This window comes from Rhizobium grahamii (genome assembly GCF_009498215.1).
Taxonomy (GTDB): Bacteria; Pseudomonadota; Alphaproteobacteria; order Rhizobiales; family Rhizobiaceae; genus Rhizobium; species Rhizobium grahamii_A.
On record NZ_CP043499.1, the window covers coordinates 129,245 to 155,099 of the forward strand.

A 25,855-nucleotide genomic window follows, 5' to 3' on the forward strand; every position below is an offset into this window, starting at 1 on the left:
ACCAGCTTTATAAGGCGGCTCCCTCCGACAACTCCTCAAGAATGGGACAATCCGGCCGCTCGGTTCCGTGGCACGAATGCACGAGATGTTCGAGCGTCTGGCGCAGCTGCGTGAGCTCCCGGATCTTCTGATCGATCTGCGCCAGCTTGGCTATGGTCAACTCCCGTACGTCGCCACTCGCTCTGCTCTTGTCCTCGTAAAGCGCCAGAAGCTGGCGGCATTCCTCGACAGAAAAACCGAGGCTCCGGGCGCGATGGAGAAAACGCAGCTTGTGCACGTCATCAGTTGCGTAATCGCGGTAGCCGTTGGTCGCGCGCTCCGGGCGGATCAGTCCGATGTCCTCGTAGTAGCGGATGGTCTTTGAAGGCAGGCCGGACAGGTCGGAAGCATCGCCGATGTTCATATCGCTCTCCTATAGCTTTGCAAGGCGCAGGCGAAGCGCATTGCCGATGACCGATACGGAGGACAGGCTCATCGCCGCGGCAGCAATCATCGGCGACAGCAACAAGCCGAAGGTGGGGTAGAGAAGACCCGCCGCAACCGGAATGCCAAGCGCGTTATAGCCAAACGCAAAGGTCAGATTCTGGCGGATATTCGTCATGGTCGCCAGAGCCAGCCGCCGCGCGCGAACGATGCCGTTGAGATCGCCTTTCACGAGCGTAATTCCGGCACTCTCCATGGCAACATCAGCACCCGTACCCATTGCGATCCCGACGTCGGCGGCGGCCAGGGCCGGTGCGTCGTTGACGCCATCGCCAGCCATGGCGACGATCTTGCCGCTACGATGCAGGTCATCGATCAGGGCCTTCTTTCCTTCCGGCAGTACGTCGGCGAGGATCTCGTCGATGCGCAGGCTTTTGGCGATGGCGCGTGCGGTGCGCTCGTTGTCACCCGTTGCCATGGTGATCCTCAGCCCGCTTGCGTGCAGCGCCTCGATCGCGGCGGCCGTCGTGGGCTTGATGCGGTCGGCGACAGCGATGAGACCGGAGAGGGTGCCATCGACCGTGACGAACATCACGGTCTTGCCGCCATCGCGAAGTTGCTCCACCTGTGCATCCGTTGCCTCTCGGCTGACGCCGAGGTCAGCAAGCATGGCAACATTTCCCAAGGCGATCGACCGGCCTTCAACCTGTCCTTGAACGCCTTTTCCTGCGGTCGCCTTGAATTCCGAAAGATCCGGTATCGCGATGCCGCGCTCAAGCGCGCCCTTGACGATCGCCTCGGCAAGCGGGTGTTCGGATCCGCGCTCGAGCGCTGCGGCAAGGGAGAGCAGTTCCGGTTCGGCGATGCCGGTGAGCGGGATCACGTCCGTCAACTCCGGCTTGCCCTCGGTCAGCGTTCCCGTCTTATCGACAATGAGGGTGTCGACCTTCGAAAGTCTCTCCAGCGCTTCAGCATCTTTGAGAAGAACCCCTTCGTGAGCGCCGCGGCCAGTGGCAATCATGATCGACATGGGTGTCGCAAGGCCGAGAGCGCAGGGGCAGGCGATGATCAGGACGGCAACCGCCGAAATGAGCGCGTGCGCGAGGCGCGGCTCCGGTCCCACAAAGAACCAGAGGACGAAAGCGAGCGCTGCGGCCAGCACCACGGCAGGTACGAACACGGACGAGACACGGTCTACGACACCCTGGATCGGCGCGCGAGAGCGTTGGGCGCTTGCCACCATCTCGACGATACGAGACAGTGTGGTATCGGCGCCGACTTTCTCCGCCTTCATGACCAGGCTGCCGCTCATGTTGATCGTGCCGGCGGTCACGCTATCGCCAACCGTCTTCTCCACGGGAAGAGACTCGCCTGTTATCATCGACTCATCGATTGTCGATTGCCCATCCTCGATACTGCCGTCGACGGCTACGCGTTCTCCCGGCCGCACGCGCAGCCGGTCGCTCGCGACAATGTCGTCGACCGGGATATCGGTCTCCGCCCCGTTTCCATCGATGCGCCGGGCCGTCTTGGGCGCCAGATCGAGCAGAGCCGAGATCGCGGAGCCCGTTCTCGCTCTGGCTTTCAACTCCAGCACCTGGCCGACGAATACGAGCGCGATGATCACGGCCGCAGCTTCGAAGTAGACAGGCACGGTCCCTCCGTGGCCGATGACCGTATGAGGGAAGAAACCGGGAGCCAGCGTCGCGACGAGGCTGTAGATGTATGCCGTAGCGACCCCGAGCCCGATCAAGGTCCACATGTTCGGGCTGCGATTGACCAACGAAGCCCAGGCCCGCCGGAAGAAGGGAAGTGCTGCCCACAGAACGACGGGCGTTGCGAGGATCAGCTCCAGCCAGGTCGCCAGTTGCTCGCCAACCCAGTCGCGTATCGGCAGTCCGAGCATTGGCCCCATGCTCAGGGCCAGCAATGGCAGGCACAACAGGCTGCTTATCCAGAGCCGGCGGGTGAAGTCGACGAGCTCCGGATTGGGCCCCGCATCTACGGGCGGTACGCCCATCGGCTCAAGTGCCATGCCGCACTTCGGGCAGTCGCCAGGGTGATCACTGACGACTTCCGGGTGCATCGGGCATGTGTAAAGAGTGCCCTTCGGCACAGGCTTGCTCGCAGCGGCGACCTTGCCCGCCATATGATCGGCCGGCGCGGCCTCGAAACGGGTCTTGCAGCGGTCGGAGCAGAAGTAGAACTTCTCGCCACCGTGTTTCAGGAAATGGCGGGCACTGGAACGCTCTACCGTCATGCCGCAGACGGGATCCTTGGCCAGGAGGTAATCCTGCGGCGCGGCCTGGAACTTCGTCCGGCAACCGTCGCAGCAGAAGTGATACGTCTTGCCCTCGTACAACAGGGACGGTTTGCCGGCAGAGGGGTCGACAATCATGCCGCAGACCGGATCGCGCACGACGTCTCCCGTCTCTTCACCATGATGGTGGTCGTGGTGATGATGTGAGTGCGTGCTATCCATGACAGTCTCCTTCGCCGAACCGGCATTGGAACCCGTTATGAACCTTCCAGCAACTGTAAGGTCAAGGGCAAAATTTGCGTGCCTTGATGAACGGCAATCTTAGATCCGTTCACTCGATGAAAACGCCGACGCTCGCCGCGCGTCCCAACGCATCGATGACCGTCAGCTTCGAATAGCCGGCGCCGTCGGGCATCCATTGGTTTGTACGCCGGCGGGACAGGTCGGGCAGCGGCTTTCCGTTTGCGAGCCAGCGGAACGGAGACCGGCCTCCCTGCAGCTTCAACATCAGAGGCCCCAACTCGCCGCTCGTCGCGCCCAAGTCGATATGCGCACCCTCAGGTGGATAGACAATCTGTGGTGCTTGCTCGCGGGCTGATGTCGCGAGCAAGCCGCTCGAGCTGATGGCGAAGCGACGCTGACTGATGGGGAGTTCGGCCTGGGCAATTCTGATGGCACCAAGCGGCGGGCGCGGAAGCGGCGTCGTCGCAATTCCTGATTTGGCAAAGGCATCGAACAGGATCGGCGCGGCGGTGCCGTAGCCGGTCAGTCCGGGCACGGCGCCATTGTCCGGCCGTCCGACCCAGACGCCGAGCACGTGACGCCCATCATAGCCGACAGACCATGCATCGCGGTATCCATAACTCGTGCCCGTCTTGTATGCGATGCCGCGACGCGGGGCGCCGGCCGGCGGAATGACGCCGGATAGAATGTCGGTTATGTTCCAGACGGCCACCGGCTCGAGCAAAGCCTCCCCGTCGATCATTCCCGGTTGGCGATCTACTCCGTTGCCGAGGCGCACTGCCTTCCCGTTGTTGGCGAGCGCCGTGTAGAGCTGCACAAGATCCTTCAATGTGACGCCGACGCCACCAAGGCCGATGGCCAGGCCGGGCGTCTCATTCGGCGGCAAAACGGGGCGGACCTCGGCGCGACGAAACCGAACCATCAGCTTGGCTGGGTTGACGGCGTCCAACAGCTTGATGGCCGGTACGTTCAAAGAGAGCTGTAGTGCCTCGCGTACCGTCACGTCGCCCTGATAGCTCATGTCGAAATTGCGTGGGCGATAGCCGAAGAAGTCTGCGGGTCGATCCTCGATGATCGTTTCCTGGCTGACCAGCCCCTCCTCGAAGGCCAGGCCGTAGATGAAGGGCTTGAGGGTTGATCCCGGCGACCGACTGATGCGCGTCATGTCGATCCAGCCGGATCTGCTTGCATCGAAATAGTTTGCCGAGCCGACCTCACCCAGAATTTCTCCGGTCTGCGCATCGGCCATCACCATCGCAAGCGAGAGCTTCGCGCCAAGCTTCAGCTCCGCATCACGCGCCGTTGCCTCCAGGCCTTCCTGGACCTGCTTTCGCAAGGTGGTGGTATGAGTGCGATCCGTCGGCTTCAGGCGTACTGCCGTCTGCGCAAGATGGGCGGCAAGCGCCGGTAACTGCAGTCTGCGCTCCGGAAGAAGAACGGCTTGCGCGCGTTCCGCCTCGCCGTCGCCGATAGCGTGCGAAACGGCTGCACGCTCGAGTACGCGCTTGCGCGCCGCCTCTGCAGCCGCGAGGTTGCGGTCCGGGCGACGTCTCTCGGGCAGTTGCGGCAGCGCTACCAGCAGGGCTGCCTGCGCCACACTCAGGCGCTTGGGTTCCTTGCCGAAATAGGAAAGGCTTGCCGCACGCACACCCTCGAGGTTGCCGCCATAGGGGGCGTGGGTAAGGTAGAGATCAAGTATCTGCTCCTTGGACAAGCGTCGCTCGATCTGGATCGCACGCGCCACCTGAAGCAGCTTGGCGCCGAAGGACCGGCCCTGCCGGGGTTCGATCAGCCGCGCGACCTGCATCGAAAGGGTCGAGGCGCCCGAAACGATGTGGCCGCTCGTCACCAACTGGTATGCGGCACGACCGATCGCTTGAATATCGACGCCACCGTGTTCGTAGAACCGGCGATCCTCATAGGCGACGAGCATGCGCAGAAACAGCGGATCGACATCGTCGACCGTCGTCTTCAGACGCCAGCGGCCCTCCGGTGTCGCAAACGCACGCAGAAGCTGACCGTCGCGGTCGAGGACTTCGGCCGAGACCGTTCCGGCCGTCTCCAGTGGTGGTGGAAACGCGCGGTCAGCCGCCCTCAACGCAAGAATGGCGGCACCAGCAATGAACATGCCGGTCGCGATCGCAATCACCGATGTGCGCTTCCATCTCATGGTTGCGCCGCGACGACCTCCATTTTGCTGGTCGCCGTGCGGGCCGACAGTTGCGGACGATACATATCCTCGACCACGGCGGCCGGGTGGTCATAAACACCCGGGCTTACCGCACGGACAACGTAGGCGACGTTGATCTCCCGCTCGTCGGACGCGGACCGGTTGAACGCGGCCACGAAGCGATCGCTGCGGAACTCGGTATGAGCCGCGGTGATCTCGCCCAGCCAATCGAAGTTCGAGAGCTGAGCGCTGTCCACGAGGTTCGGATTGTCGATCTGGAAACCTGCCGGCAGCAGGTCCGTGATCACGATGCGCGAAGGCCAAGCGTTGCTTTCGGTGACATGTAGAACGGCAACATAACGCTCGTTCTGCTTCGCTTCGCTGACATTCACCTGCTCCCCATCCATCGTGTAGTAGGTGCGTTCGATGGCGAAGCCGTCTCCACCTGCCGGTAGCGGCACGCTGGGAGCGGCCACGGTTGTCACGACCGCGGAGACGGGGTCGCTGGTGCGGTTGGTCAGCTCGAGCGAATTGGTGAGCAGGGCATCGCCCGACATCCGCGCCATGTAGGCCCCACTATGGGCAGCGCCATTGACGTCGACCTTCAACGAGTCATCGCCGCCCTGGATCGCCCGCGCCGCCAGCAGCATCCACGCCTGCTCCTGGGTGCTCGTGTACTTGTTGCGACCCCATTCCTTCGCAACCGCCTTCGCCAGTTCCGGCACGATCGGAGGGACCGGACGGCTCTCGGCAGCTAGGGCGAGAATGGCCGCGCCATCGCGCAGGTTCGAACCGTAGTCCGTACGCGACAGGTTGACGTGAGTGATCATCGACTGTTCCGACATCTGCAGTGCGTCGACGAAGATGTTCTTCGAGCGAGTCGCATCGCCATACAATGCCAAGGCAGCGGCGATGTGCGCCTTTGCCAGCGGCGTCGGGAAGTCATTGATCATCGTGTCCGCATAGTAGCGCAGATCGCTGACGGCCGCCTTCTTGTTGCGCGCCAGCACATAGAGCGCATAGGCGATCTGATCACCCTGATCCTTGACGTTCACATCGTAGCTCAGCGCGTTCTGGAGGTTTTCCAGCGCTTGTGAGAGCGCCCGTTCGGGAACGTCGTATTTCTGCTCGCGAGCGCGGGTTAGGAAGTCGGAAACGTAGGAATCCAGCCAGAGATCGCCGCTATCGGGTCCCCACAGGCCGAAACTGCCTCCGGATGCCTGGTAAGATAGAACGCGGTAGATTGCTTCCTGAACCCGCTTCTTGACGTCGGCATCATCCTCGAGACCGGCCTGTTCCGCCAGCTCGCTGAGATAGAGCAGAGGCAACGCGCGGCTCGTCGTCTGCTCGGCGCATCCGAAAGGATAGCGGTCGAGCGACATCAGCAATGCGGGAATGTCGAATGCCGCCGAGCGCGTTACGCTGACGCTCACCGAGGCGCCTGGCAGGACGCTGTCTGCTAGCAGTGCCTTGTCAATCGAGAGCTTGGCACCCGGGTTGACCGCGATCACCCGTCTTTCCGTTACCGGCAACACGGCTGGGCGTACCGGCACGTCCACGCTCTGATCTAGAGAAAGTCCATCGGCGCCCGACAGATTGATCGAAACGCTGCCACTACCCGGTTGAAGTCCGGTGACGGCAAGGGTCAGCGACGACTTGGCGCCAGCCTCCAGATGCAGTGTCTGAGACTTCGTTTCGACAGAGACGGCGTCGTTGCCGGTCAGAGACAGTTGGTAGTCGCCTGCCGGCGCATCCGTGTTGGCGACGTCGAGCCGAAGCTCGGAGCGGTCGCCCGGCGCCAGGAATTTCGGCAGGCTTGCCGTGACGACGACAGGATCGCGGATGATCACGTCGCGCGCCGCATGGCCGACACCGGATTTCGTCCAGGCCACGACCATGACGCGGGCCGTGCCGTTGAATTGCGGGATGTCGAAGGAGACATGTGCCTTGCCGTCCTGATCGAGCTTGACCGGCCCGGCAAAGTAGGCGACGAGCTTTTGCGTGGGCGGGCTGCCCTGAAGTGCGACCGCACCGCCATCACCGCCCGTCCTGAGCTTTCCGGTCTGACCGAGCGATCCGTCGATCAGGCGTCCGTAAAGATCGCGAATCTCAAGCCCGAGCTGGCGCTGGCCGAAATACCAGTCTTCCGGGTTTGGCGCTTCATATCGCGTCAGGTTGAGGATGCCGACGTCAACGGCTGCCACCGTGACATAGGCTTCTTCGCCGACGCCTGCGCCGGCAACCGCGAACTCGATCGGGAGCGGGCCGCGCGGCAGCATCTTTTCCGGAGCGTCCACTTTGACCTGCAGAGCCCGCTCGGCCGGATCTACCTTCAGCCATTTCACGCCGATTGCCCGCATTGGCATATGATTGTCGCGGGCATCGCCGGGTCGAAAGAGCGTCGCGGTGACGTAGGTGCCGGCGCCCCATTCGGCGGTTATCGGGATCTCGACCTCGCCACCTCTTTCGCCGATTGATGCCTGCTTCACCGCAATCAGGTTTTCGGTTCCGGCTGCGATCATCAGTTCGCCAGCGTAACGCGACGAGACTTTCAGCTTGGCCGTTTCGCCGATCTTGTAGCTGTCCTTGTCCAAGGCGATTTCGAGGCCGTCAGGCGTCTCGGTGGAGGTTGCCTGGACGAACCAGCCCGCATCGAACTCGACGCTCGAGGTCGGACCATCAGCCTGCGTGCTCTCGACTTCTAGGCGATAGCGTCCCCAGGCGACCGCCGAGGATATCTTGCCGCCGTCCGTACCGGCGTCGACGGTGCCATTCGCGACTTGCTCCGCCGTGTAGACAGGCTCGTACTTCCAGGCGGTGCCGTCGCGGTACCACTGATAGTCACGGTTGAGCTTCAGAAGCTTCCACCGAAGGCCGGGCATCTCCTGTCGATGACCTTCTTCGTCGAGGCTGATGACGTTGAAATTCGCGATCGAGTTCTCGGCGAGGTCGCCGGAAAACTCGGGCTTGATGCCGATCATCGGACCCTGGTTCTTCACCGGTATCGTCAGGGACCGTTCGATTGCGCGGCCACCGGCTTCCTGCATGCGAATGTAGACCGTGGCGCTGAGAAGCTGCGTCGTCGAGGGAAGATCTCCGATTGTCAGGTCAGTGACGCCTTCGCCCTTTTCGTCGAGGTCGGGCAGTCCTTCAATCGACTGGCGACTGTCTTCGCTTGCCTCCTCATCGGCGAGGCCAAACTGGTAGCCAGGAAACGCCTCGCTTTGCCGCGTCGGCTTGATGACCACATCGCCCTCAAGAGTGAGGCCAGCTGCCGGCGCGCCATAGAGATACTTGCCGTTGATGTTGATCGTGGCAGGCGTTTCCGGACCGATGACCTTTGCCTCTGTCGTGAGCGTCATGTCAGTGCGATCCGGAACGAAATCGTCGACCAGGAAGCTCTTTGACGCGATCGGGCTGCCCTTGGGGTCCGTATGGATGTTCATCGTCCAGGTGCCGCGCATGGCGTTCGGCTGGACGGGCAGGTCGATCGTGTAGCCGCCGGCGGCACTCGTCTGGCTGACGATGCGACGGTCTTCGACGCCATCAGGGCGCAGGAATATGAAGGTCAAGGGCAGGTTTTCGATGGCTTTCCCATCGCTATCGCGCGCAAGGGCTGCCGCATGCACCGTCTCTCCGACCCGGTAGATACCGCGTTCTGTCCAGGTCAGGATGTCGATCGCGCCAGGCGATGCGCGGCCCGTGACCCCGCGATCGGAGAGATCGAAGCCGGCTCGTGTCATATCCAGGAAGACATAGTCCGACGACCCATTCTTGGCAGTAACGACAGCTGGCGTCAGCGCCGCCGTGCCGCGGATCAGGCCCGCGGTGAACACAGCGCGGCCATCCTGGTCTGTCGTCGCGGTTCCGAGAACCTCATTGTTCTTGGCAAGCAACTGCAACTCGACGCCGCCAAGCGGCTTGGCCGAGGCGAGCGAGCGCGCAAACACGTTCAGTCCGTCGCTGCCCGCGTAGGTCGTGACGCCGATATCGGAGACGACGAACCACTGGGTGGCCTGCGAATTCCATTCCTGGTCCGGCGCATTTGGCTGCGTCGCGGTCAGCACATAAACGCCGGGCTTGCGCTCCGGAAGCGCCTCGTCGACCGGAAAGCTCGTGACGATATCCTTGTTGAGATCGTTGGCGATGTCGATCGCGCCTTGCCAGACCAGCTCGCCGCTCTCGTCCTCGATCCGCTGCGCGCTGTAGCCGTCGAGCTGGGTCAGGAACTGCGAGCTTGTGAGCAACGGCGCAATCGCGCGGTCGCCGATGCGATAGAGCTTCAGATTGGCCGAGGTAAGGTTGACCGACACGATCGGAATGCCGCGCCTTGCGGTCGACGGAAGAACGAAGTTGTCGCCGGTAAACCGCAGGCTGGCACTTCTGTCCTTCACGTAGACATTCAGGCTGACAGGCGCTTCCAGTACCTCGTCGACCGAGGATGGCAGGCCTGTGCGGAAGCCGATCTTGTAGTTCTGTCCGTGCGTCAGGCCCTCGATGCAGATCTGCCGGTCCTTGGCTTCCATCGCCTTCGGTGCTGCGCCATCCAGCGTCACGAAGGGCGCATAATCGGCTGTCTTGACGAGCGCTTCCGAGAACGTAACGCATACCCGCGGCGCCGCACTGTCGGCGTCGACGGTGTGATCGGTGATCCGGAAACCCTGAGTGGCCTTCAGCTGCAGGAATGCCGCCTGGACTTCCTTGGAACTGACGAGCGCCAGGCTCGCCTTGTAGGCATTGAGCGCCCCGCGATAATTGCCATTCTTCTCAAGCGCCGCGGCTAAAACGGCCAGAGCATCGGCGCGGTTCGTGGTCGTGCGGGTAAGGTCGTATCCGTTGATTGCGGCGAGAACCGCCTGTCCGTAGATGTCGCTGCCGTTGTTGGAGTCTGATTTCACGAAGCTGTCGCCGGCCCGTGCAGTTTCGAGCCAGAGGTCGGCGTTATCGGGTGTCAGCGCCAGCGCGCTGCGAAACGACTTCAGGGCGTCAGCAACGTTTCCGGCCGTGAGATCGATGCGGCCGTTGGCGATCAGGCTGTCTGCCGTCTGGTCCTTGAGATCGTCGGCCACCTCGAGATTGGTCTTGTCGTCGCGTGCCTGTTGAAGGACGTCTCCGGAGAGGAACGTGATGCGTGGCGCGGCGCCGAGGTCGGGTTCCTGCTGGCCGGCTGTCTCGACGATCTTGCCGGCGATCGCGCCCGGGAAGGCATTCATCGTCTTGAAGTCGGACTTGAGGAAGCACCACTTCACCTTGGGATTATAGGTGAACGCCTTACAAGACTTGTCGCCTATGCAGCTGGATTTGCATTGCTCCAGCGTCAGGTTCTGCTCGGTTCGAAGATCGAAGCCGAAGAAGTCCGCGTCCTTGATCGTTTGGATATCGCGCTTGGTGTCGGCTGCTTGGGCATTGCCGAGCGCAGCCATGAGCGCGACCAGACCAGCCGCAAAGATTCGACGTACAGACATGAGACCCCCGAGGTGCTGGCGCCCGATAGACCTTACTCTTCCGGCGTTCGCCGAGGCTTGTCAACTCGCGGCGTACCCGCTTTTTAGTCGACGCCAATGCGATGCCAGGATGGTTTCCCGAGGTGGCACAAAGCTCACTGCAATTGAAAGAAAGTAACTATTACTTAACGTTAACAATATCTTAAGCGTAAATAAATCTGCCTCGCCGCGGAACATATCGTACCGCCAGCCGTTCATCCGGTCTGAGTTCCTTGTCGAAATGAACAAAGGGGAGCGTCGTGGGCGCTTTAGTAGATCGTAACCCGGAAGATGAGAGTTTTGCTGACCATCGCGTGCTGATCGTCGAAGACGAACTGTTCATCGCGCTGGATCTGGAGGATACCGTCAAGGCGATGGGCTTTAACGTTGCCGGCTTGGCCAATGGCAAGGACCAGGCCATGCGGCTGGCACCTCTTGCGGACATTGCTTTCGTCGACGTCAATCTTGTCGATGGGGCGACAGGTCCTGAAATCGGACGCAGGCTCGTCGAGGACTATGGGATCACGGTCGTCTTCATGACCGGAAATCCAGAGGTAGTCGAAGGCCGGGTAGCCGGTGCGCTCGGCGTGGTTACCAAGCCTGCAATGCCCTCGGCTGTCGAGAAAACGCTGCGCCGTGCGGTAGAGGCACGCCGCAGCCTGTTCTGAAAGGGCCGTCCTAGATAAGGCCGGTCAGAAGTCCAAGGCCGGCAACGGTCGCGATACCGCCCGCCGCCCGCGCAAACAACGGGCCGCGGCTGTCGCCAAACCTACCGACGAGATAGCCAAGCGCCAGTCCAAGGCCGTGCAGCAGTGCGGTCGCGATCATGAAGCCTGATGCATAGGAAAGGGCGCCTGCGGCGGCAGGCATCTCACTGCCATGCGCATGACCGTGAAAGACAGCGAAAAGGCCAACCAGACCACAGGCAATCGCCACGGGAGCCTGAATGCCGAAAGCGACGATCGCACCCAGTACGACGACGGACAACGCAATACCGGTTTCAACGAATGGTATAGAGATACCGCCAACGCCGAGTGCGCCACCGAATGCCATCACGAGCACGAACGTCGAAGGCAGAAGCCAGGTGGCACGCCCACCGAGCTGCCAAGCCGTTACGCCCACCATCACCATGGCAAGCAGATGATCCAGCCCGACATCGGGTGCGAAAATCCATGCGCGAAACCGCTGGCTCCGCCAACGCCAGTATGGGCAAAAGCCAGCGTCGGAGCCAAAAGAAGCGCTGCAAACGCAGCGTTGAACGTAATATTCCTTAAAGACATGTGTGCCCCTTTTTATGTGCAGTGCTGCAAAGCAAAATGGCATGCCGGCGCAACCGCATAAAGGAAAAAATCGCCGGCCCCCGTCATTTGACGTAGGGCGTCAGGCGGTCGGAGCCAGGGTGCCAAACACCGCAACGAGGCCGACGACGGAAAGCCCAAGGACGATCTCGAACCATGTCAGACCTCTCAGCAGTTCGAGAGCCGAGTTCGACGCCAACCGGGGCACCAGAACGTAGCGATTTACCAGCGCCAGCACGATCATGGTGCCTACAATGATTATCTTCACGCAAAGCAGCAGTTGGTAGGGCTGCGACCAATCCGTTGGCAGTCCTCCGAGCACCAGCAGCGTATTGGCGACACCAGAGAGCACGACGGCGGCGACCGCCAGGTGCCCGACCGTGGAAAAGCGCATCAGCGCTCTACGGGACTTGTCCTGCCATTTCGCATCGCCGAGCAGTCGCAGAAGCAGGATCACGGGGACGAGCGCGCCCAGCCATGCGCCTCCACAGAGCAGATGAACAACGTCGTTAAGACGATGCAGCGTCCGCAGATTCGCATCGTTCATCGCCGCATGCCCCGTAATCGACAGCGTCGCGAGCAGCAAGCCTGCACAGAGGGTTTGCGCGTAGAGCCGTTTTCGCGGTTGCAGCAGCCAGGAGAGGGCAAGGGAAAGAACAAGCGCGACCTGCGCAAACCAGGCTGTGCCGTTATTTGTACTGAACAGGACCGCGTTGAGAACCGATGCCGACACGGCGTCGATCCAGCCGTCGCCCATTGTGGCTGCCTGTAGCGGCAGGAAGGCCATCGATACGCAGCATAGGATTGCGACGGCCGCGATACGCCAGCGGCGAAGCCGGAGGTCGATGTATGATGCTAGATCGTAGTGAACGCACGTCGAAAGATAGATGGAAGCTCCCCACAGCCCGAGTGCCGCGCTGTCGAAAAGAAACCGGGAAACGATGAGTGAGAATTGAGGTGTCACGGCCTGACGATGCAAATGAGGCGGTTATTCTGTCCGCTTTCATATCCAAGCGGCGCAACAACCTCAATGCGGCAGAAAGCTCGATGCGTCGCTTACGATCGTGGAGCCAAGCATGTAGCCGAGTGGCCAGGCGACAAGGACGAAAACCTCGAAGATCCAGCTGTTCAGGTTATGACGGGAATTGAAGTAATAGATAAGCGGCACGGTCGGGAGGGCGTGAAGCGCGATCGCCCAGAGTGCTCCGTCGAAACCAAAGATCAGGTAGGCGAGTGGAACCAGGGTGAAGAGCAGTGCCGCCCTTGCGATATTGAGTATGCCGAAATAACGGGGCTGGCCTATCGCTATATAGACCGGAGTCATGATGTTGAAGCGCGCCATGAACAAGGCGAACGACAGCGTCTGCAGCATCGGGCCGGCGGAAGCGTAACGGTGATCGTACAAGAGATCGATGATGGTTTGCCCGCAGGTAAAGAGGAAGCCGGCGCTGCCGATCAGGAGAAGATCGAATGGAAGCCGAAGCTTGAAGTAATTGCGCCGCAGGCCCGCCGGGTTCTCGCGCGCAAGCTTACTGAGGAGAGGGGTTCCCACGGACCCATAGAGACGTGCCCCGACGCCGTCGATCATGGAGACCAGATTAAGAGCCAGTCCATAGAGCCCGAACGTTGTGGAACTCGCCCAGTTGCCGAGCAGAATCTTGTCGCCGTTTGCGGAGAAGATGGTGAAGAAGGACGATACCATGATCCAGCGCCCGAAGGTCAGGATCTCGAAGGCGTCCTTTTTGTTGATCCGGAAACGGTTTGGTGTCCCGGGTATCCAGCGATGGCTGAGAATGGCTGAGATCAATGACGACATCAGGTTCGAGATGACGAGCGCCCATACCGACTGTGTGAGCCAACTGAGGATGATGGCAACAACCAGCCCGAGCGCCTGGCTGGTCAGATCGATCTTGGTAATCATCGATAGGCCGAGACTGCGGTAGCTCGAGATATATTTGGTCGATTGAAAGCCTCCGATCACGAAGGCGAAAGACGCGCCGATGATGATGTATGGCAGGTCGGGTGTCGCGTACACCGATTGGGTGGGTACCCAGCCATGCGTCGCAAGCGAACCGATCCCAAGGGCAATCAGGATGCTGGCAAACCAGCCTATCCATCCGCGCACGATCTGGATCACCCATGCGGTGTCGAGAAAGCGCTGGTCTTCTCCTCGCGGGTTTTGAATGACCGCGGGGTGAAGGCCGATGTCAGACAGCAGGGCGACGAAGACCGATGTCATGGTGGCAACCGCGGCGATGCCGAAGAGGTCGGGCGCGAGGATGCGCGTCAGAACAAGATTGCCGGCTATGCGAAGGATCTGGCCGGTAATATACCCCGTCATCGACCAGCTCGCGGCTGTAAGGACGAGCCTGCGAATTCCGGTCGCCGCGGGTACGACCGGTTCGGTCGCACCCGGTTCTGGTGGTGGCGCTTCAGCAGGAACTGCTTTCGGTGGCAGGTTTTCCGGAGACCCGCCAGATCGTGTCGAGAACGCGATTGTCATGGCATTGCTCCATGCAGCCACTGGAGACGGCTACGGCCCATGGTCATGCCGGAACCGTGACTCGCCGCCTGCGTGACCTCACCTTCGCGCGCTCTTCCGGCTTTGTGACTGCTTCGGTAGACTGGCCATCGCGTTCCGCCAGCAACCGGCGCATCCACTCAGCGAGAACGGTCGCGTTCGGCTGCAGCACCATATTGTCGTGGTCGCCCGGGACCTCGATGATCTTCAGGTTCGGCAGATACGGCGTCCAGCCGTTGTCGGGCAGGATGATGTTGCGGTTCTCGAGGAGAATGCGTCCCCCCTTCAGACGATAATATGCCATCGGCTTCGGCCGGAAGAGCGACACATCCCCGTCGTAGTAATGCAGCTGGTAGCCGGGCAACGCACGCCGGAAGGCGAGGCCGATGCGGTCGCTGTTCAGCTGGTCCGTCGACGCCTGTTCGTTGACGACCTCGCGGTCACGACGCTTTTGGCGTCCATGCTCGACGTGGTTGCGAACCCATCTCATGAAATATGACGCCTTGTGCCGCCTGAGATCCTGCATCTTCATGGTCAGGCGGTCCTGGAAAGATATCCCCGGTTGTGTCGGCAGCGGCGTGTCGATCATCATCAGGCTATCGACTTGCTGGCCTTCGTTTCTCAGCTGGCGGGCGATCTCATAGGCAGTCAGGCCACCGCCGGAATATCCGGCGAGAAGATATGGTCCCTCCGGTTGGATAATCCGGATTTCGGCGATGTAGTCGCGAGCCATTTCCTCGAATGTCTCGTGGGGTTCCTGCCCACCATAGAGACCTCGTGCCTGAAGGCCGTAAACGGGGCGGTCCTGCCCAAGGATGAGGGCAAGATGTCGAAGATTCAGAATGTTGCCGAACATGCCCGCGCAAATGAAGAGCGGTCGCGCCTGCTTCTGTGCGCCGTGCATCATCACGAGATGGCTGAACTTCGGCTGGGCGTCTGCAGTCTCAGTCTCGCTCGTTGCCTGGCTTTCATCCGAGGTATCGGGAATGAGGACAGCGCATTTGGCGATCGTCGGCGCTTCGAACAGGACCGAGATCGGGAAATCCACGTCGTAACGCTTCTTGATCATTCGGAAGAGGCGCACAGCGATCAGCGAATGGCCTCCGAGGTCGAAGAAGTTATCGTGAATGCCGACCTTGGCGACACCCAGCAGTTCCTGCCAGAAGCCGGCGATGGTTGCCTCCACCGCGTTGCGAGGCTCGACGAAGTCGGTATCCAGATTCGGGCGGTCGAAGGCTTCGGCCGTCTGGGTTTCGGTATCGGCGGTCCGCTCGGTTGCAAACTTGCGCAAGGCCTCGAGGTCCATCGATGTGACGATCGGCTGCGCCTCTGCGCTTCCCATGGCGCGCATCAGCAGGTCGAACCCTTCGCTCTTCGAAATGCCGTTTCGAACCTGGGCAGCGAAGCGGGCGCGAGCGGGAGACATCGTTTCAGCCGGTCGGGTCGCCGCCGCGGCCGAAGGTTCCGGATGTCCGACCTCCGCACCGTCGAAGCTCAGGTCATCGGCAAGGCGTTTCATCAGGAAGCGCTCGATATCGATCAGGACCCGCCCGTCGGGATCGACAATGGTGATGTCGAACGCGGCATAGGCGTCGCCAAAATCGGAACTGTCTGCAAGCCTGACCCAGCTGACGACCTTCTCGGGCAACGGCGCGTAAACGTCGAGCAGGCCATATTCAAGCGGTGCCCACAGGACGGCCTTCGAGCCGTAGGATTGAGCCAGTTCGATAGCAAAGCCGGTTGCTATGTCGAGGAGAGCCGGGTGCGCCATGAAGCCGCTGGCGACATCGCTGCGCCCTTCGCTCGTCAGCTCGAGCTCTGCCAAAGCTTCGTCGTGACCTGAGGCAACCGACTTGAGCACGCCCCATCTCTTGCCGAAGCGGATGTGGTCTTCTTGCGCGGCGCGCAACGACTGGCCGTCCAACGACACGCGTGCTTCTCCGCAGCGCGAACGGATGGCGTCGATATCGAGAACCTGATCGTCCTTATCGCCAGCGGGTACCAGTTGACCTTCGGCGTGCAGTTCGAAAATAGGCGAGGCAAGATCGGCCGGCGCAGAGGTGACGAGTATCCGATGACCGCCTGCCGTTGTCTCCAACCTTGCGCGGACGACGCGACGCGTTCCTGCCGGAATGGTCAGTGGTCGGATGAACTGGATATCTTCAAAGGTTGCGTTTGGCGCGAATTCATACTCGCGCACCACCTGCAGCATCATTTCAATGAAGCCGGTTCCGGGCAGTACCGGCAGTCCGGAGACAAGCCGGTGCTCGTCGAACATCCAGTGGTTGTCGCCGAAGGTCGCTTCGAGCCACGGCGCGCCGGCTCCATCTTCCACCCAGCGCTCGAAGATCGGGCCGAAAGCGGGCCCGGCGACCGGCGCGATGGCATCCTGCTGCGCAACGTCCAAGGCACGGGCGGCAAGGCCTATGTCGGACCAGACGCCCCAATGCAGGGCGATCGTCTTGCGATCCTTCCGACTTGCTGCACCCTCAGCCACTGCGTTGAGATAGGCATTGGCCGCGACATAGTCGGCCTGGCCAGCCGGCGCCGTATCGGTACTGGTCGAAGAAAACATCACGAAGAAATCCAGCGGTACGTCCGCAAGAACCTCATTCAATACGGCCGTACCGAGCGTCTTGGGGGCCAGAACAGTATCGATCCGTTCCTGCGTCTTCATCTGCATCAGGTCATCGTCGACGAGGCCGGCAGTGTGGAATACGCCGTTAAGAGCGCCGAATTTCAATGTGGCCTGTGCCACGACATCGCGCATGGCATTCGGATTGCTGACATCCGCCGAGAGGTAGAGGACTTCAGCCCCCAGGTTCTCAAGATTCCGGATTGCCGAGATCGCGCGCCTGACCGGGTCGTGAGGGTGAAGCCGCGCATACGTATCCCATTCCGCGCGTGCCGGCAGACGGGTACGGCCAACCAATACCAGCTTGGCGCTCCAACTGAGAGCCAGCCCGCGCGCCATCTCGAGCGCAAGCTCGCCGAGGCCGCCCGTCAGCATATAGACGCCGCCACGGCGCAGCATTGCCTCGCCGGCTGCCGCGTCGGTGAGCGGAAGCTTGCTGTAGACCCTGCTCCAGCGCGTGCCGTTGCGATAGGCAACGATCTCGTTGGCAGGTTCTGCGAGAAGGTCTTCCCACAGCAGATCGATCAGCCCGTTATTGGGTGTGAGTGCAGCTTTGTTGCGTAGCCGCCAGTCGAAGGTCGCTGATGTTTTCTGCGTGCTGACGCGCGGCAGGTCGATTGCCTTGACGCTCGTTCCGGCCATTTCCTTCGGCAGAACCAGGGCAGGCCCAAGCACGGTACTCTTTTCGGGGTAAGGTACCGGCTCGCCGGCCACCCTTTGCATCCCGTCCGTAAGAACGATCACGTTTGGCCGCGAGGCGTCATCGAGCTCGCCCAGGGACTGGGCCAGATAGAGCAGGCTGTAGAAACCGCATTCCTGGTTGCGGTGGAAGAAGTTTGACCCGGGCCGGAACGTCTCGTCCTTGGTCACCAACCACATGTGAAGAACGTCGGTCGGGGCCGCGCCGTCGGCCGCAAGGCCCCTGAGCATCGCCAGATAGCCGGACTTGCCGAGTTCCGGGCAAAGCACATATTCGTCGGCGCTGCGACGCAGGAAGGCGTCACCGAGCGATACGGTGACAACCCGGTGCCCGATAGACCGCAGCTTGGCTGAAAGAGTGTGGCCCAAACCTGTGTCGTCGAGGAACACAAGCCAGGTGCGCGCGCGACTTTCGCTGCCGGCGATGTAGTTGGCGAGCGACTTTTTCCAGGCCGGCTTGTAGCCCCAGTCGGCGATGTCGGGGATTCTGGCCGGAACGTTGTCTTCTGTGACCGGGCCCAAACGGCTTTCGTTGCGTTCGACGAAGTAGCGTTGGTGCTGGAAAGCATAGGTCGGCAACGTCACGCGCTTGGGCGAGGTGCCCTCCCACAGCTGCTCGAGATCGACGGGAAGCCCGGTTGCCCATGCGCGGCCGAACGCTGCCGTGACATGCATCCGGTCGTCCCAGCGGTCATCGACATGCGGAAGGCTGTTGACTACGCGGTTGGGCTCGATCGTGCCCTGCTGTTTGATCAGCGAAGAGAGCGTACGGCCAGGCCCGAGATCGACGTAGACCCGTCCGCGATCCGCAGCCAACAACGAGATTCCTTCGGCAAACAGGACCGTGGAGCGCAGATGACTGACCCAATATTCGGGATCGGTCGCCTCCATTTCACTCAGCCAATCACCGGTGCGGTTGGAAACGATCGGGATGCCTGCGGGACGAAGCTTGATCGACTGCAGGAAGGCGCGGAAGCGGGGCAGAATGGCATCGAGCATGCGCGAGTGCGCGGCAATGTCGATCGGAACGCGCTTGCAATCGATACCCTGGGCAGAAAGCGTCTTCTGAAATGCATCCAGTCCCTCGTTGCGGCCGGATACCACGCAGAGCTCGGGGGCGTTGATCGAGGCCACGTCGAGATCGGCCGGCAGCATGGAACGCAACCTGACGGCATCGAGCGAGACGCTGAGCATGCCGCCGGGTTCGACGCTGTCGAAAAGCTCGCCGCGCAGCCGGACCAGCTTGACGGCATCCGAGAAGCTGAAGACACCCGCAATGCAGGCAGCCGCGTTCTCGCCCATGGAGTGGCCGATCATCGCCGCAGGACGAACGCCGCGCCGCATCCACAAGCGGGCCATCGCCACTTCCACGATCAGGATCGCAGGCAGTTGCAAAGACGGCCGCAGGAAAAGCTTGGACGCCGTGCCATGATCTTCCGCCGTGGCAAACCACACAGAACGGATGTCGTCGGCAGCAGCTTTCGGCAGGTAGGAGAGGCCTTCGTCGACGCTCGCACGGAAGTGCGCATCGCCGCGATAGAGATCGGCGGCCATCCCGGGGTGCTGAACGCCGCCGCCGGAGAAGAGGAAGGTCGCCTGAGGGCTGGTACCGACCGGAGAATGGATGAAAGCTCGCCCGCCTTCGATATTGGACAGGGCGGCGATCGCATCTTCCCGGCCGGATACCGACAGAATGAGACGATGCTCGAAGTGCTTGCGCGCTGTCAGCAGCGTGTGTCCGACGTCAGCAAGAGAGAGCGTCGGGTCCTGCGAGATTGCCGTCGCGAGCTTTTCTGCAGCGGCTCCCAGGCCCTTCTTCTGCCGGGACGACAACAGCAGGAGCAATGGCTGCGCAGCCGCCGCTTGCTTGTCTGTTCCGCCGAGGCGGCGCGGCGCTTCCTGCAGAATGGCGTGGGCATTGGTGCCGCCGACGCCGAGTGAATTGATGGCCGCGCGGCGTGGTGTCTCCTGTTCTGGCCAGTCGACAAGACGGTCGGCTACGACAAACGGCGTCTTGTCGAGTTCAAGAGCCTCGTTCTGTCGCTCGAAGCCGACGGTCGGCGGGATCTCGCCGTGCTTCAAGGCGAGCGCTGCCTTGATAAGCCCGACAACACCTGCGGCGGTATCGAGATGTCCGATGTTCGATTTGACGGAACCGATATGGCAGAAGCCCGTGCGCGCCGAGCTTTGGCGGAATGCCTCGGTCAACGCCTTGATTTCGATCGGATCGCCGAGCGGCGTGCCGGTCCCATGGCATTCAACGTACTGTACAGAGTCCGCGGAAATGCCGGCAAGTCCCTGTGCCTCGATGATCGCTTCCGCCTGGCCGGTCACGCTCGGCGCGAGATAACTCGCCTTGCTGGCCCCGTCATTGTTGACGGCTGTTGCCTTGATGATGGCATGGATGACGTCGTTGTCGCGGATGGCGTCCGTCGCTCTGCGCAGGGCCACGACGCCGGCACCGCTTCCAAAGACCGTGCCGGCGGCACGATGATCGAATGGACGGCAATGTCCGTCCGGAGACAGGATTTCGCCCTGTTGATAGAGATAGCCGCGCCGATGCGGGAACTCGATGGTCACGCCACCGGCCAACGCTGCATCGCATTCGCCGTTCAACAGACTTTGGCAAGCGTAATGGATGGCAACGAGCGAGGTCGAGCAGGCTGTCTGGATATTGACGCTCGGCCCATGCAGGTTCAGCGAGAACGACGTCCGCGTGGCGAGGAAGTCCTTGTCGTTGCCGGTATGGCGCAGCAGGAACATGCCGACCTGGTCGACGAGCTGGCGATTGCTGCAGACATTGAAATAAAAATAGCTGCCCATGCCGCAGCCGGCAAAGACACCGACCGGCCCTTCGGATTTGTCCGGATTGATGCCGGCGTCTTCAAGGGCTTCCCAGGCGCATTCAAGGAAGTGGCGGTGCTGCGGATCCATCACCGCTGCTTCCTTCGGGCTGAGGCCGAAGAATTCCGCGTCGAACATTTCCATGTCCGGCAAGTCGGCGGTGCGCCGAACGTAGTTCTTGGAATGAATGCGGTCGGGCTTTTCGCCGGCCTGCGCAAGCTCCTCCGCGGAAACATCGCGGATCGACTCTACGCCTTGCCGGAGGTTCGACCAGAAATCGTTGATATTGCGCGCACCCGGCACCCTCAGTGCCATGCCCACGATGGCAATGTCGTTGCTACCGACGTCTCCGAATTTATCCAACATCTCGAACCAATCTGTTACTAATCGAAATGCTCGTCACGGCCGACGGCCGTTCCGCCGTTTTTGCGCGCAGCAGTGCGCACGCTGTCGGGATTTATTGTGCCCACCCAGGTATCTCAGCTCAATTACGTCTTTAGGGTATTGCTCGCCTCTGATCGTACAAAGAAAGAGTAGATTGATCGCTGAAATGTGCGAAGCAATACTTTCTGCAGCGGCGCAATATTTACGGCTTCACTAAAACTGTTGCTCGAATTGAGCCGCCACCGGCGTCCAAGCATTGTTTGTGTTCATAGTAAAAGTGAGAGGGCCATGGCCAATTTCAAGTGTATTTTGATTGGGGATGGATTGTTACTCGCGCAATGTGGGGAAATTCTTGCCAATGCCGGCCACGAAATACTGGCGGTCGTCACGGCAAACCCTGCGGTTCGCAACTGGGCAAGCACCCGGGCCATGCCTGTTGTCGATCATGACAAGGACTACGACGCGCGCGTGGCCGACCTCGACTTCGATTGGCTCTTCAGTATCAGCAACCTCAAGATTGTTCCTGAAGCCGCATGGCGCCGCGCCAAGGCCGGTGCCGTCAACTTCCACGACGGCCCGCTTCCGGCCTATGCCGGTCTCAACACGCCGTCATGGGCGATCATGGCCGGCGAAACGCGCCATGCCGTGACGTGGCACGAAATTACCGCCGGTATCGACGAAGGCGCGATCTACGCCCAGGAGTTCTTCGATCTGGCTGAAGACGAGACGGCGCTGTCTCTCAATGCCAAGTGCTTCGAAGCGGGCATGACAGCCTTCCAGGGCTTGGTTCGTGATATCGAGACGGCTGCTCTCCGACCGGTTCCGCAGGATTTCTCTACACGGATATATTATGGCCGTGAAAAACGGCCCCACGCGGCCGGCACGCTCTCGTTCAATCGCCCCGCTGCCGACCTCGATCGGCTTGTTCGTGCGCTCGATTTCGGTGCCGATCGCGACAATACGCTGGTGACCGCAAAGGTTCGCGCCGCAGGGCGCCTGCTTTCGGTTGCGCGTCTCGAGGTTCTCGATACGCCCGTTCTGGATGCGCCTGGCACCGTAATTTCATGTGACGCGATAAGCGCGGTCATTGCTGCCGCCGACAGGGCGGTGCGCATTGAATTCGCCGATGAGGATCTGGATCTTCGTGTGCTCCTCTGGAGCGGGATGGTGCTCGAAGAACTGGATGCCGCATTTGCGTCGACGTTGTCGCACGCTGTCGAGACCGCCGCTCGTCACGAGAACTGGTTCCGCAAAGCGATCGCATCCGCCGTCGATGTCACCCTGCCGCAGATCAGCGGTTATATGCCGGCGCGTGCCACTGCGGCCGCCAGCCTTGATCTTGCGCTGCCGGAGCAGCTGACTTCTACACGCGCTGCCGCGATCGTCTCAGCGTTCATCGGCCGTCTTTCGAAGCGCGAGGAGTTCAGCCTGGCATTCGTCGACGATGGAGTTCGAGCCCTTTGCGATAGCTTTGCAGGTTACTTCGCCGACGCCGTCCCGGTTACCGTTTCGGCATCTGCGACGGTTTCCAAGTCGGAATTCATCGACGGTATTGAGGATGCCGTCAAGCAGGTGTCGCGCCGTGGTGCCTACTCCCTCGATCTGACGCGGCGCTATCCGGGTTTGAAGCGCCCATCTCTGACATTCGGCATCGACCTCTCCAGCCAACCGTCGCCCACGGGGATTGATGGATGCGCCCTGACGTTTGCCGTTGGCGAAGGCAACGCGCGGTTAATCTACGACCAAAACCGCATCGGCTATGACCAGGCTCGCCAGCTGGCAGATCGCTTCGCGGTATTCGCCGCCGCGTTTGACAACGCGCGCAACCTCGCCGAACTGCCGATCATGTCGGAGCAGGAGCGTCACGAGGTTCTGTTCGGATGGAACGACACTACGCGTCCTTATGATCGCGACGCCTGCGTGCATGACCTTATCGAGAGACAGGTGCGTCTGACTCCAAATGCCGTGGCCCTTGCATTCCAATCACACAGCCTGACCTATGCTGAGATGGATCGCTGGGCCGAGGCCGTCGCCGCGGTTCTTGTTGCTGAGGGTGTTGGACCGGATGTTCTGGTCGGTCTCCACATGCCGCGTTCGGTGGAACTGGTCGTTGCTGCCTATGCCATTCACAAGGCAGGCGGCGCCTATGTTCCGCTCGATCCGGCCTTTCCCGCCGAGCGCCTCGCCTACATGGTTCGCGATAGCGGCGTGAAGCTCGTGATTGGTCTTCGGGGTGCCGTCAACGACACCCTGCTGCAGGATTGCCGCGTTCTCTTTATCGAGGACATAGCGCCGGCAAGCCCAGCGGAGGTGGTCCGGGATCGCAAGGTTCGACCGGAAAATCTCGCCTACGTCATCTACACGTCGGGTTCGACCGGAAACCCGAAGGGGGTGATGGTCGAACACGGAAACGTCGTGAATTTCTTTGCCGGAATGGATGATCGCATATCCTGCGACAGCGAACGGCAGAACGTCTGGCTTGCCGTGACCAGCCTCTCGTTCGATATCTCGGTGCTGGAGCTCTTCTGGACATTGTCCCGAGGCTTCAAGGTCGTTATTCACGCCAGCGAAGTCAGTGCCGGCAAAAAGACCGGTCGCGCCGCGAAATCGTCCAAGGCATTGGACTTCGGCCTGTTTTATTGGGGCAACGACAGCGGTTCCCAGGCCGGCAAGTATGATCTGCTTCTGCGCGGCGCAAAGTTCGCGGACCAGCATGGCTTCCAGGCTGTCTGGACGCCGGAGCGGCATTTCCACGCGTTCGGTGGGCCTTATCCGAACCCCGCCGTCACCGGCGCTGCGGTTGCCGCCGTAACCGAAAATGTCTCGATCCGCGCCGGTAGCTGCGTTCTGCCGTTGCACCATCCGCTACGCGTGGCGGAGGAGTGGGCTGTCGTCGACAATCTGAGCGGTGGCCGCGTTGCTGTCGCCTTCGCTTCCGGCTGGATGCCGGAGGATTTCGTTCTCCGGCCGGAGAACGCGCCGCCGCGCAACAAGGCGAGCATGGTCAACGACATCGAGGTCGTGCGGAAGCTGTGGCGCGGGGAGAGTGTCGAATACTCGTTCGGCTCCGGCTCGGCTGCCGTTCTCACGCAGCCGCGACCGGTTCAGAAAGAGCTGCCCGTCTGGTTGACGACAGCCGGCAATCCCGACACCTACCGGGAGGCGGCGCGTCTTGGAGCCAACGTGCTGACGCACCTGCTCGGTCAGTCGATCGACGAACTGGCAGAAAAGATCCGCATCTATCGCGAGACGCTCGTGGAGTGCGGCCGCAATCCTGATGACCACAAGGTCACGCTGATGCTGCATACGCTGCTGGGCGAGGATCGCGAGGAAGTTCGCAACCTCGCGCGTGGGCCGATGAAGGAGTACCTCAAGAGTGCAGCGGCCCTGATCAAGCAATATGCCTGGGCATTCCCGGCGTTCAAGAAACCTCAAGGTCTGGCGACGCCAGCCGATATCGACCTGCAGTCGCTATCGGCGGAGGAGCTCGATGCGATCCTGGAATTCGCGTTCCTGCGTTACTTCGAGGACAGCGGTCTGTTTGGCACCATCGAAGACGCCCATGTCAGGCTTGCACAGGCGGCAGCTGCCGGCGTCGACGAAATTGCCTGCCTGATCGACTTCGGAGTGGAGGACGGTATCGTTCTCGACCGGTTGCAACCGCTTGCTCGGCTGGTGGAGGAAAACCGCCACCCGGTTGTCGAACCACTCGCGGCGATCGGCTTTGCCGAGGAAGTCCGCCGTCATGGCGTAACGCATTTCCAATGCACGCCGTCCATGGCCCGCATGTTCATGATTTCAGACGAAGATCGCCGGGCGTTCGCCGGTCTATCGCAGATCTTTATCGGCGGCGAAGCATTGCATGGTTCGCTTCTCGAAGAGATCGCTCGCGAGACAACCGCGTCGGTGACGAATATGTATGGCCCGACCGAGACGACGATCTGGTCGGCGACCTGCCGTGCGCAGCCGACGGACGGCATCGTTCCGTTGGGTGAGCCGATCGCGAACACCCAGCTCTATGTGCTCGACGCGAACCTCTCTCCGGTTCCGCTTGGCGCCGATGGCGAGCTCTTTATCGGGGGCGATGGTGTAACCCGGGGCTATCTGAACAGGCCTGAACTGACAGCCGAGCGGTTCCTGCCGAACCCCTTTGCCGAAGGGCGGATCTATCGGACGGGCGACGTCGTTTCCATGACGGCGCAGCGACAGCTGTTGTTCCTCGGACGGGTTGATCACCAGGTGAAGGTCCGCGGCTATCGCATCGAGCTCGGCGAGATCGAGGCCTGCGCAAACGCATTTGCCGGCGTCGAGGAAACAGTTGTCCTCGCTCGCGAAGATCAGCCGGGGGACATCAGGATTGTTGCCTACATCCGCACGACCGCTGTCGGAGTCGATGAAAAGAAACTGACCGCATATCTCGCGACCAAGCTGCCGGATTATATGGTCCCGAGCCATATCGTCCACATGGATGCATTCCCGCTGACACCAAATGCAAAAGTCGATCGGGGCAAGCTTCCCGCGCCGAATGCGCAGGTCGTACGCGTTTCGGAAGCGGCCTTCGTTGCTCCGGCGGACGCTTTGCAGACATCGATTGCCGATGCCTTCAAACGTGTGCTTGGGGTAGAGCGGGTCGGTATTGCCGACAATTTCTTTGCGCTTGGCGGCCACTCGCTTCTTGCCGTTCAGGTTCATCGCGATCTCAAGGCATCGATCGCACCGGATCTGGCGATCACCGACCTGTTCCGGTTCCCAACCGTCGGGCAGCTTGCGGAATTCATTGCCGATCGTGGCAAGAGCGAACAGCATCTGGCGAAGGTCGCCGATCGCGCCGCGATGCGACGCAACGCTATGGGTGACAGACGTCGCGAGTTCCAGCGAAGCTGAAGGGCGTCGGA

At 61.3% G+C, this 25,855-nt stretch carries 9 protein-coding genes and 1 pseudogene; 2 read left to right on the plus strand and 8 right to left on the minus strand.

Features of this window, described 5'->3' with window-relative positions:
- Positions 1-7: 7 nt before the first annotated feature.
- From cueR to FZ934_RS19555, 4 genes are all read right to left on the minus strand, one after another.
- On the minus strand, positions 8-403 hold the full coding sequence (gene cueR, locus FZ934_RS19540; RefSeq protein WP_153272599.1) for a Cu(I)-responsive transcriptional regulator: 396 nt from the start codon (positions 401-403) through the stop codon (positions 8-10).
- Positions 404-412: 9 nt separating this feature from the next.
- Complete coding sequence (locus FZ934_RS19545) at positions 413-2,905, minus strand: heavy metal translocating P-type ATPase (RefSeq protein ID WP_153272600.1); 2,493 nt, start codon at positions 2,903-2,905, stop codon at positions 413-415.
- 109 nt (positions 2,906-3,014) lie between these two features.
- Complete coding sequence (pbpC, locus tag FZ934_RS19550; protein ID WP_153272601.1) at positions 3,015-5,096, minus strand: penicillin-binding protein 1C; 2,082 nt, start codon at positions 5,094-5,096, stop codon at positions 3,015-3,017.
- Positions 5,093-10,561 (minus strand): alpha-2-macroglobulin family protein, encoded by a 5,469-nt coding sequence (locus FZ934_RS19555; protein ID WP_153272602.1) that lies wholly within the window; start codon positions 10,559-10,561, stop codon positions 5,093-5,095. Before FZ934_RS19555 ends, pbpC begins: the two co-directional genes overlap by 4 nt.
- 278 nt (positions 10,562-10,839) lie before the next feature.
- Between FZ934_RS19555 and FZ934_RS19560 the strand changes: the two genes are divergently transcribed.
- Positions 10,840-11,247, plus strand: a complete 408-nt coding sequence (locus FZ934_RS19560; RefSeq protein ID WP_153272603.1) for a response regulator — start codon at positions 10,840-10,842, stop codon at positions 11,245-11,247.
- 10 nt (positions 11,248-11,257) lie between these two features.
- On the opposite strand, the pseudogene FZ934_RS19565 reads toward FZ934_RS19560, so the two are convergent.
- The 4 genes and pseudogenes from FZ934_RS19565 to FZ934_RS19580 form a co-directional block, all read right to left on the minus strand.
- Positions 11,258-11,859, minus strand: a pseudogene (locus FZ934_RS19565) (HupE/UreJ family protein).
- Positions 11,860-11,959: 100 nt separating this feature from the next.
- A complete protein-coding gene (gene copD, locus FZ934_RS19570) occupies positions 11,960-12,841 on the minus strand; it encodes a copper homeostasis membrane protein CopD (RefSeq protein ID WP_153272604.1) in 882 nt (293 codons plus the stop codon).
- A 63-nt stretch (positions 12,842-12,904) separates the two neighbouring features.
- The gene (locus tag FZ934_RS19575; protein ID WP_153272605.1) at positions 12,905-14,380 is read right to left on the minus strand and encodes an oligosaccharide flippase family protein; all 1,476 of its coding nucleotides are present in this window, start codon (positions 14,378-14,380) and stop codon (positions 12,905-12,907) included.
- Between the two features lie 43 nt (positions 14,381-14,423).
- The gene (locus tag FZ934_RS19580) at positions 14,424-20,942 is read right to left on the minus strand and encodes a type I polyketide synthase (protein WP_153272606.1); all 6,519 of its coding nucleotides are present in this window, start codon (positions 20,940-20,942) and stop codon (positions 14,424-14,426) included.
- Between the two features lie 342 nt (positions 20,943-21,284).
- On the opposite strand from FZ934_RS19580, the gene FZ934_RS19585 reads away from it, so the two are divergent.
- On the plus strand, positions 21,285-25,844 hold the full coding sequence (locus FZ934_RS19585) for a MupA/Atu3671 family FMN-dependent luciferase-like monooxygenase (protein ID WP_348649110.1): 4,560 nt from the start codon (positions 21,285-21,287) through the stop codon (positions 25,842-25,844).
- Positions 25,845-25,855: the final 11 nt, after the last annotated feature.

What these genes read in the sequence shown, in the direction of transcription:
- FZ934_RS19545 (WP_153272600.1), bottom strand. Translation starts at nt 2,905, where the DNA reads ATGGATAGCACGCACTCACATCATCACCACGACCACCATCATGGTGAA.
- FZ934_RS19580 (WP_153272606.1), bottom strand. Translation starts at nt 20,942, where the DNA reads ATGTTGGATAAATTCGGAGACGTCGGTAGCAACGACATTGCCATCGTG.
- FZ934_RS19555 (WP_153272602.1), bottom strand. Translation starts at nt 10,561, where the DNA reads ATGTCTGTACGTCGAATCTTTGCGGCTGGTCTGGTCGCGCTCATGGCT.
- cueR (WP_153272599.1), bottom strand. Translation starts at nt 403, where the DNA reads ATGAACATCGGCGATGCTTCCGACCTGTCCGGCCTGCCTTCAAAGACC.
- FZ934_RS19575 (WP_153272605.1), bottom strand. Translation starts at nt 14,380, where the DNA reads ATGACAATCGCGTTCTCGACACGATCTGGCGGGTCTCCGGAAAACCTG.
- pbpC (WP_153272601.1), bottom strand. Translation starts at nt 5,096, where the DNA reads ATGAGATGGAAGCGCACATCGGTGATTGCGATCGCGACCGGCATGTTC.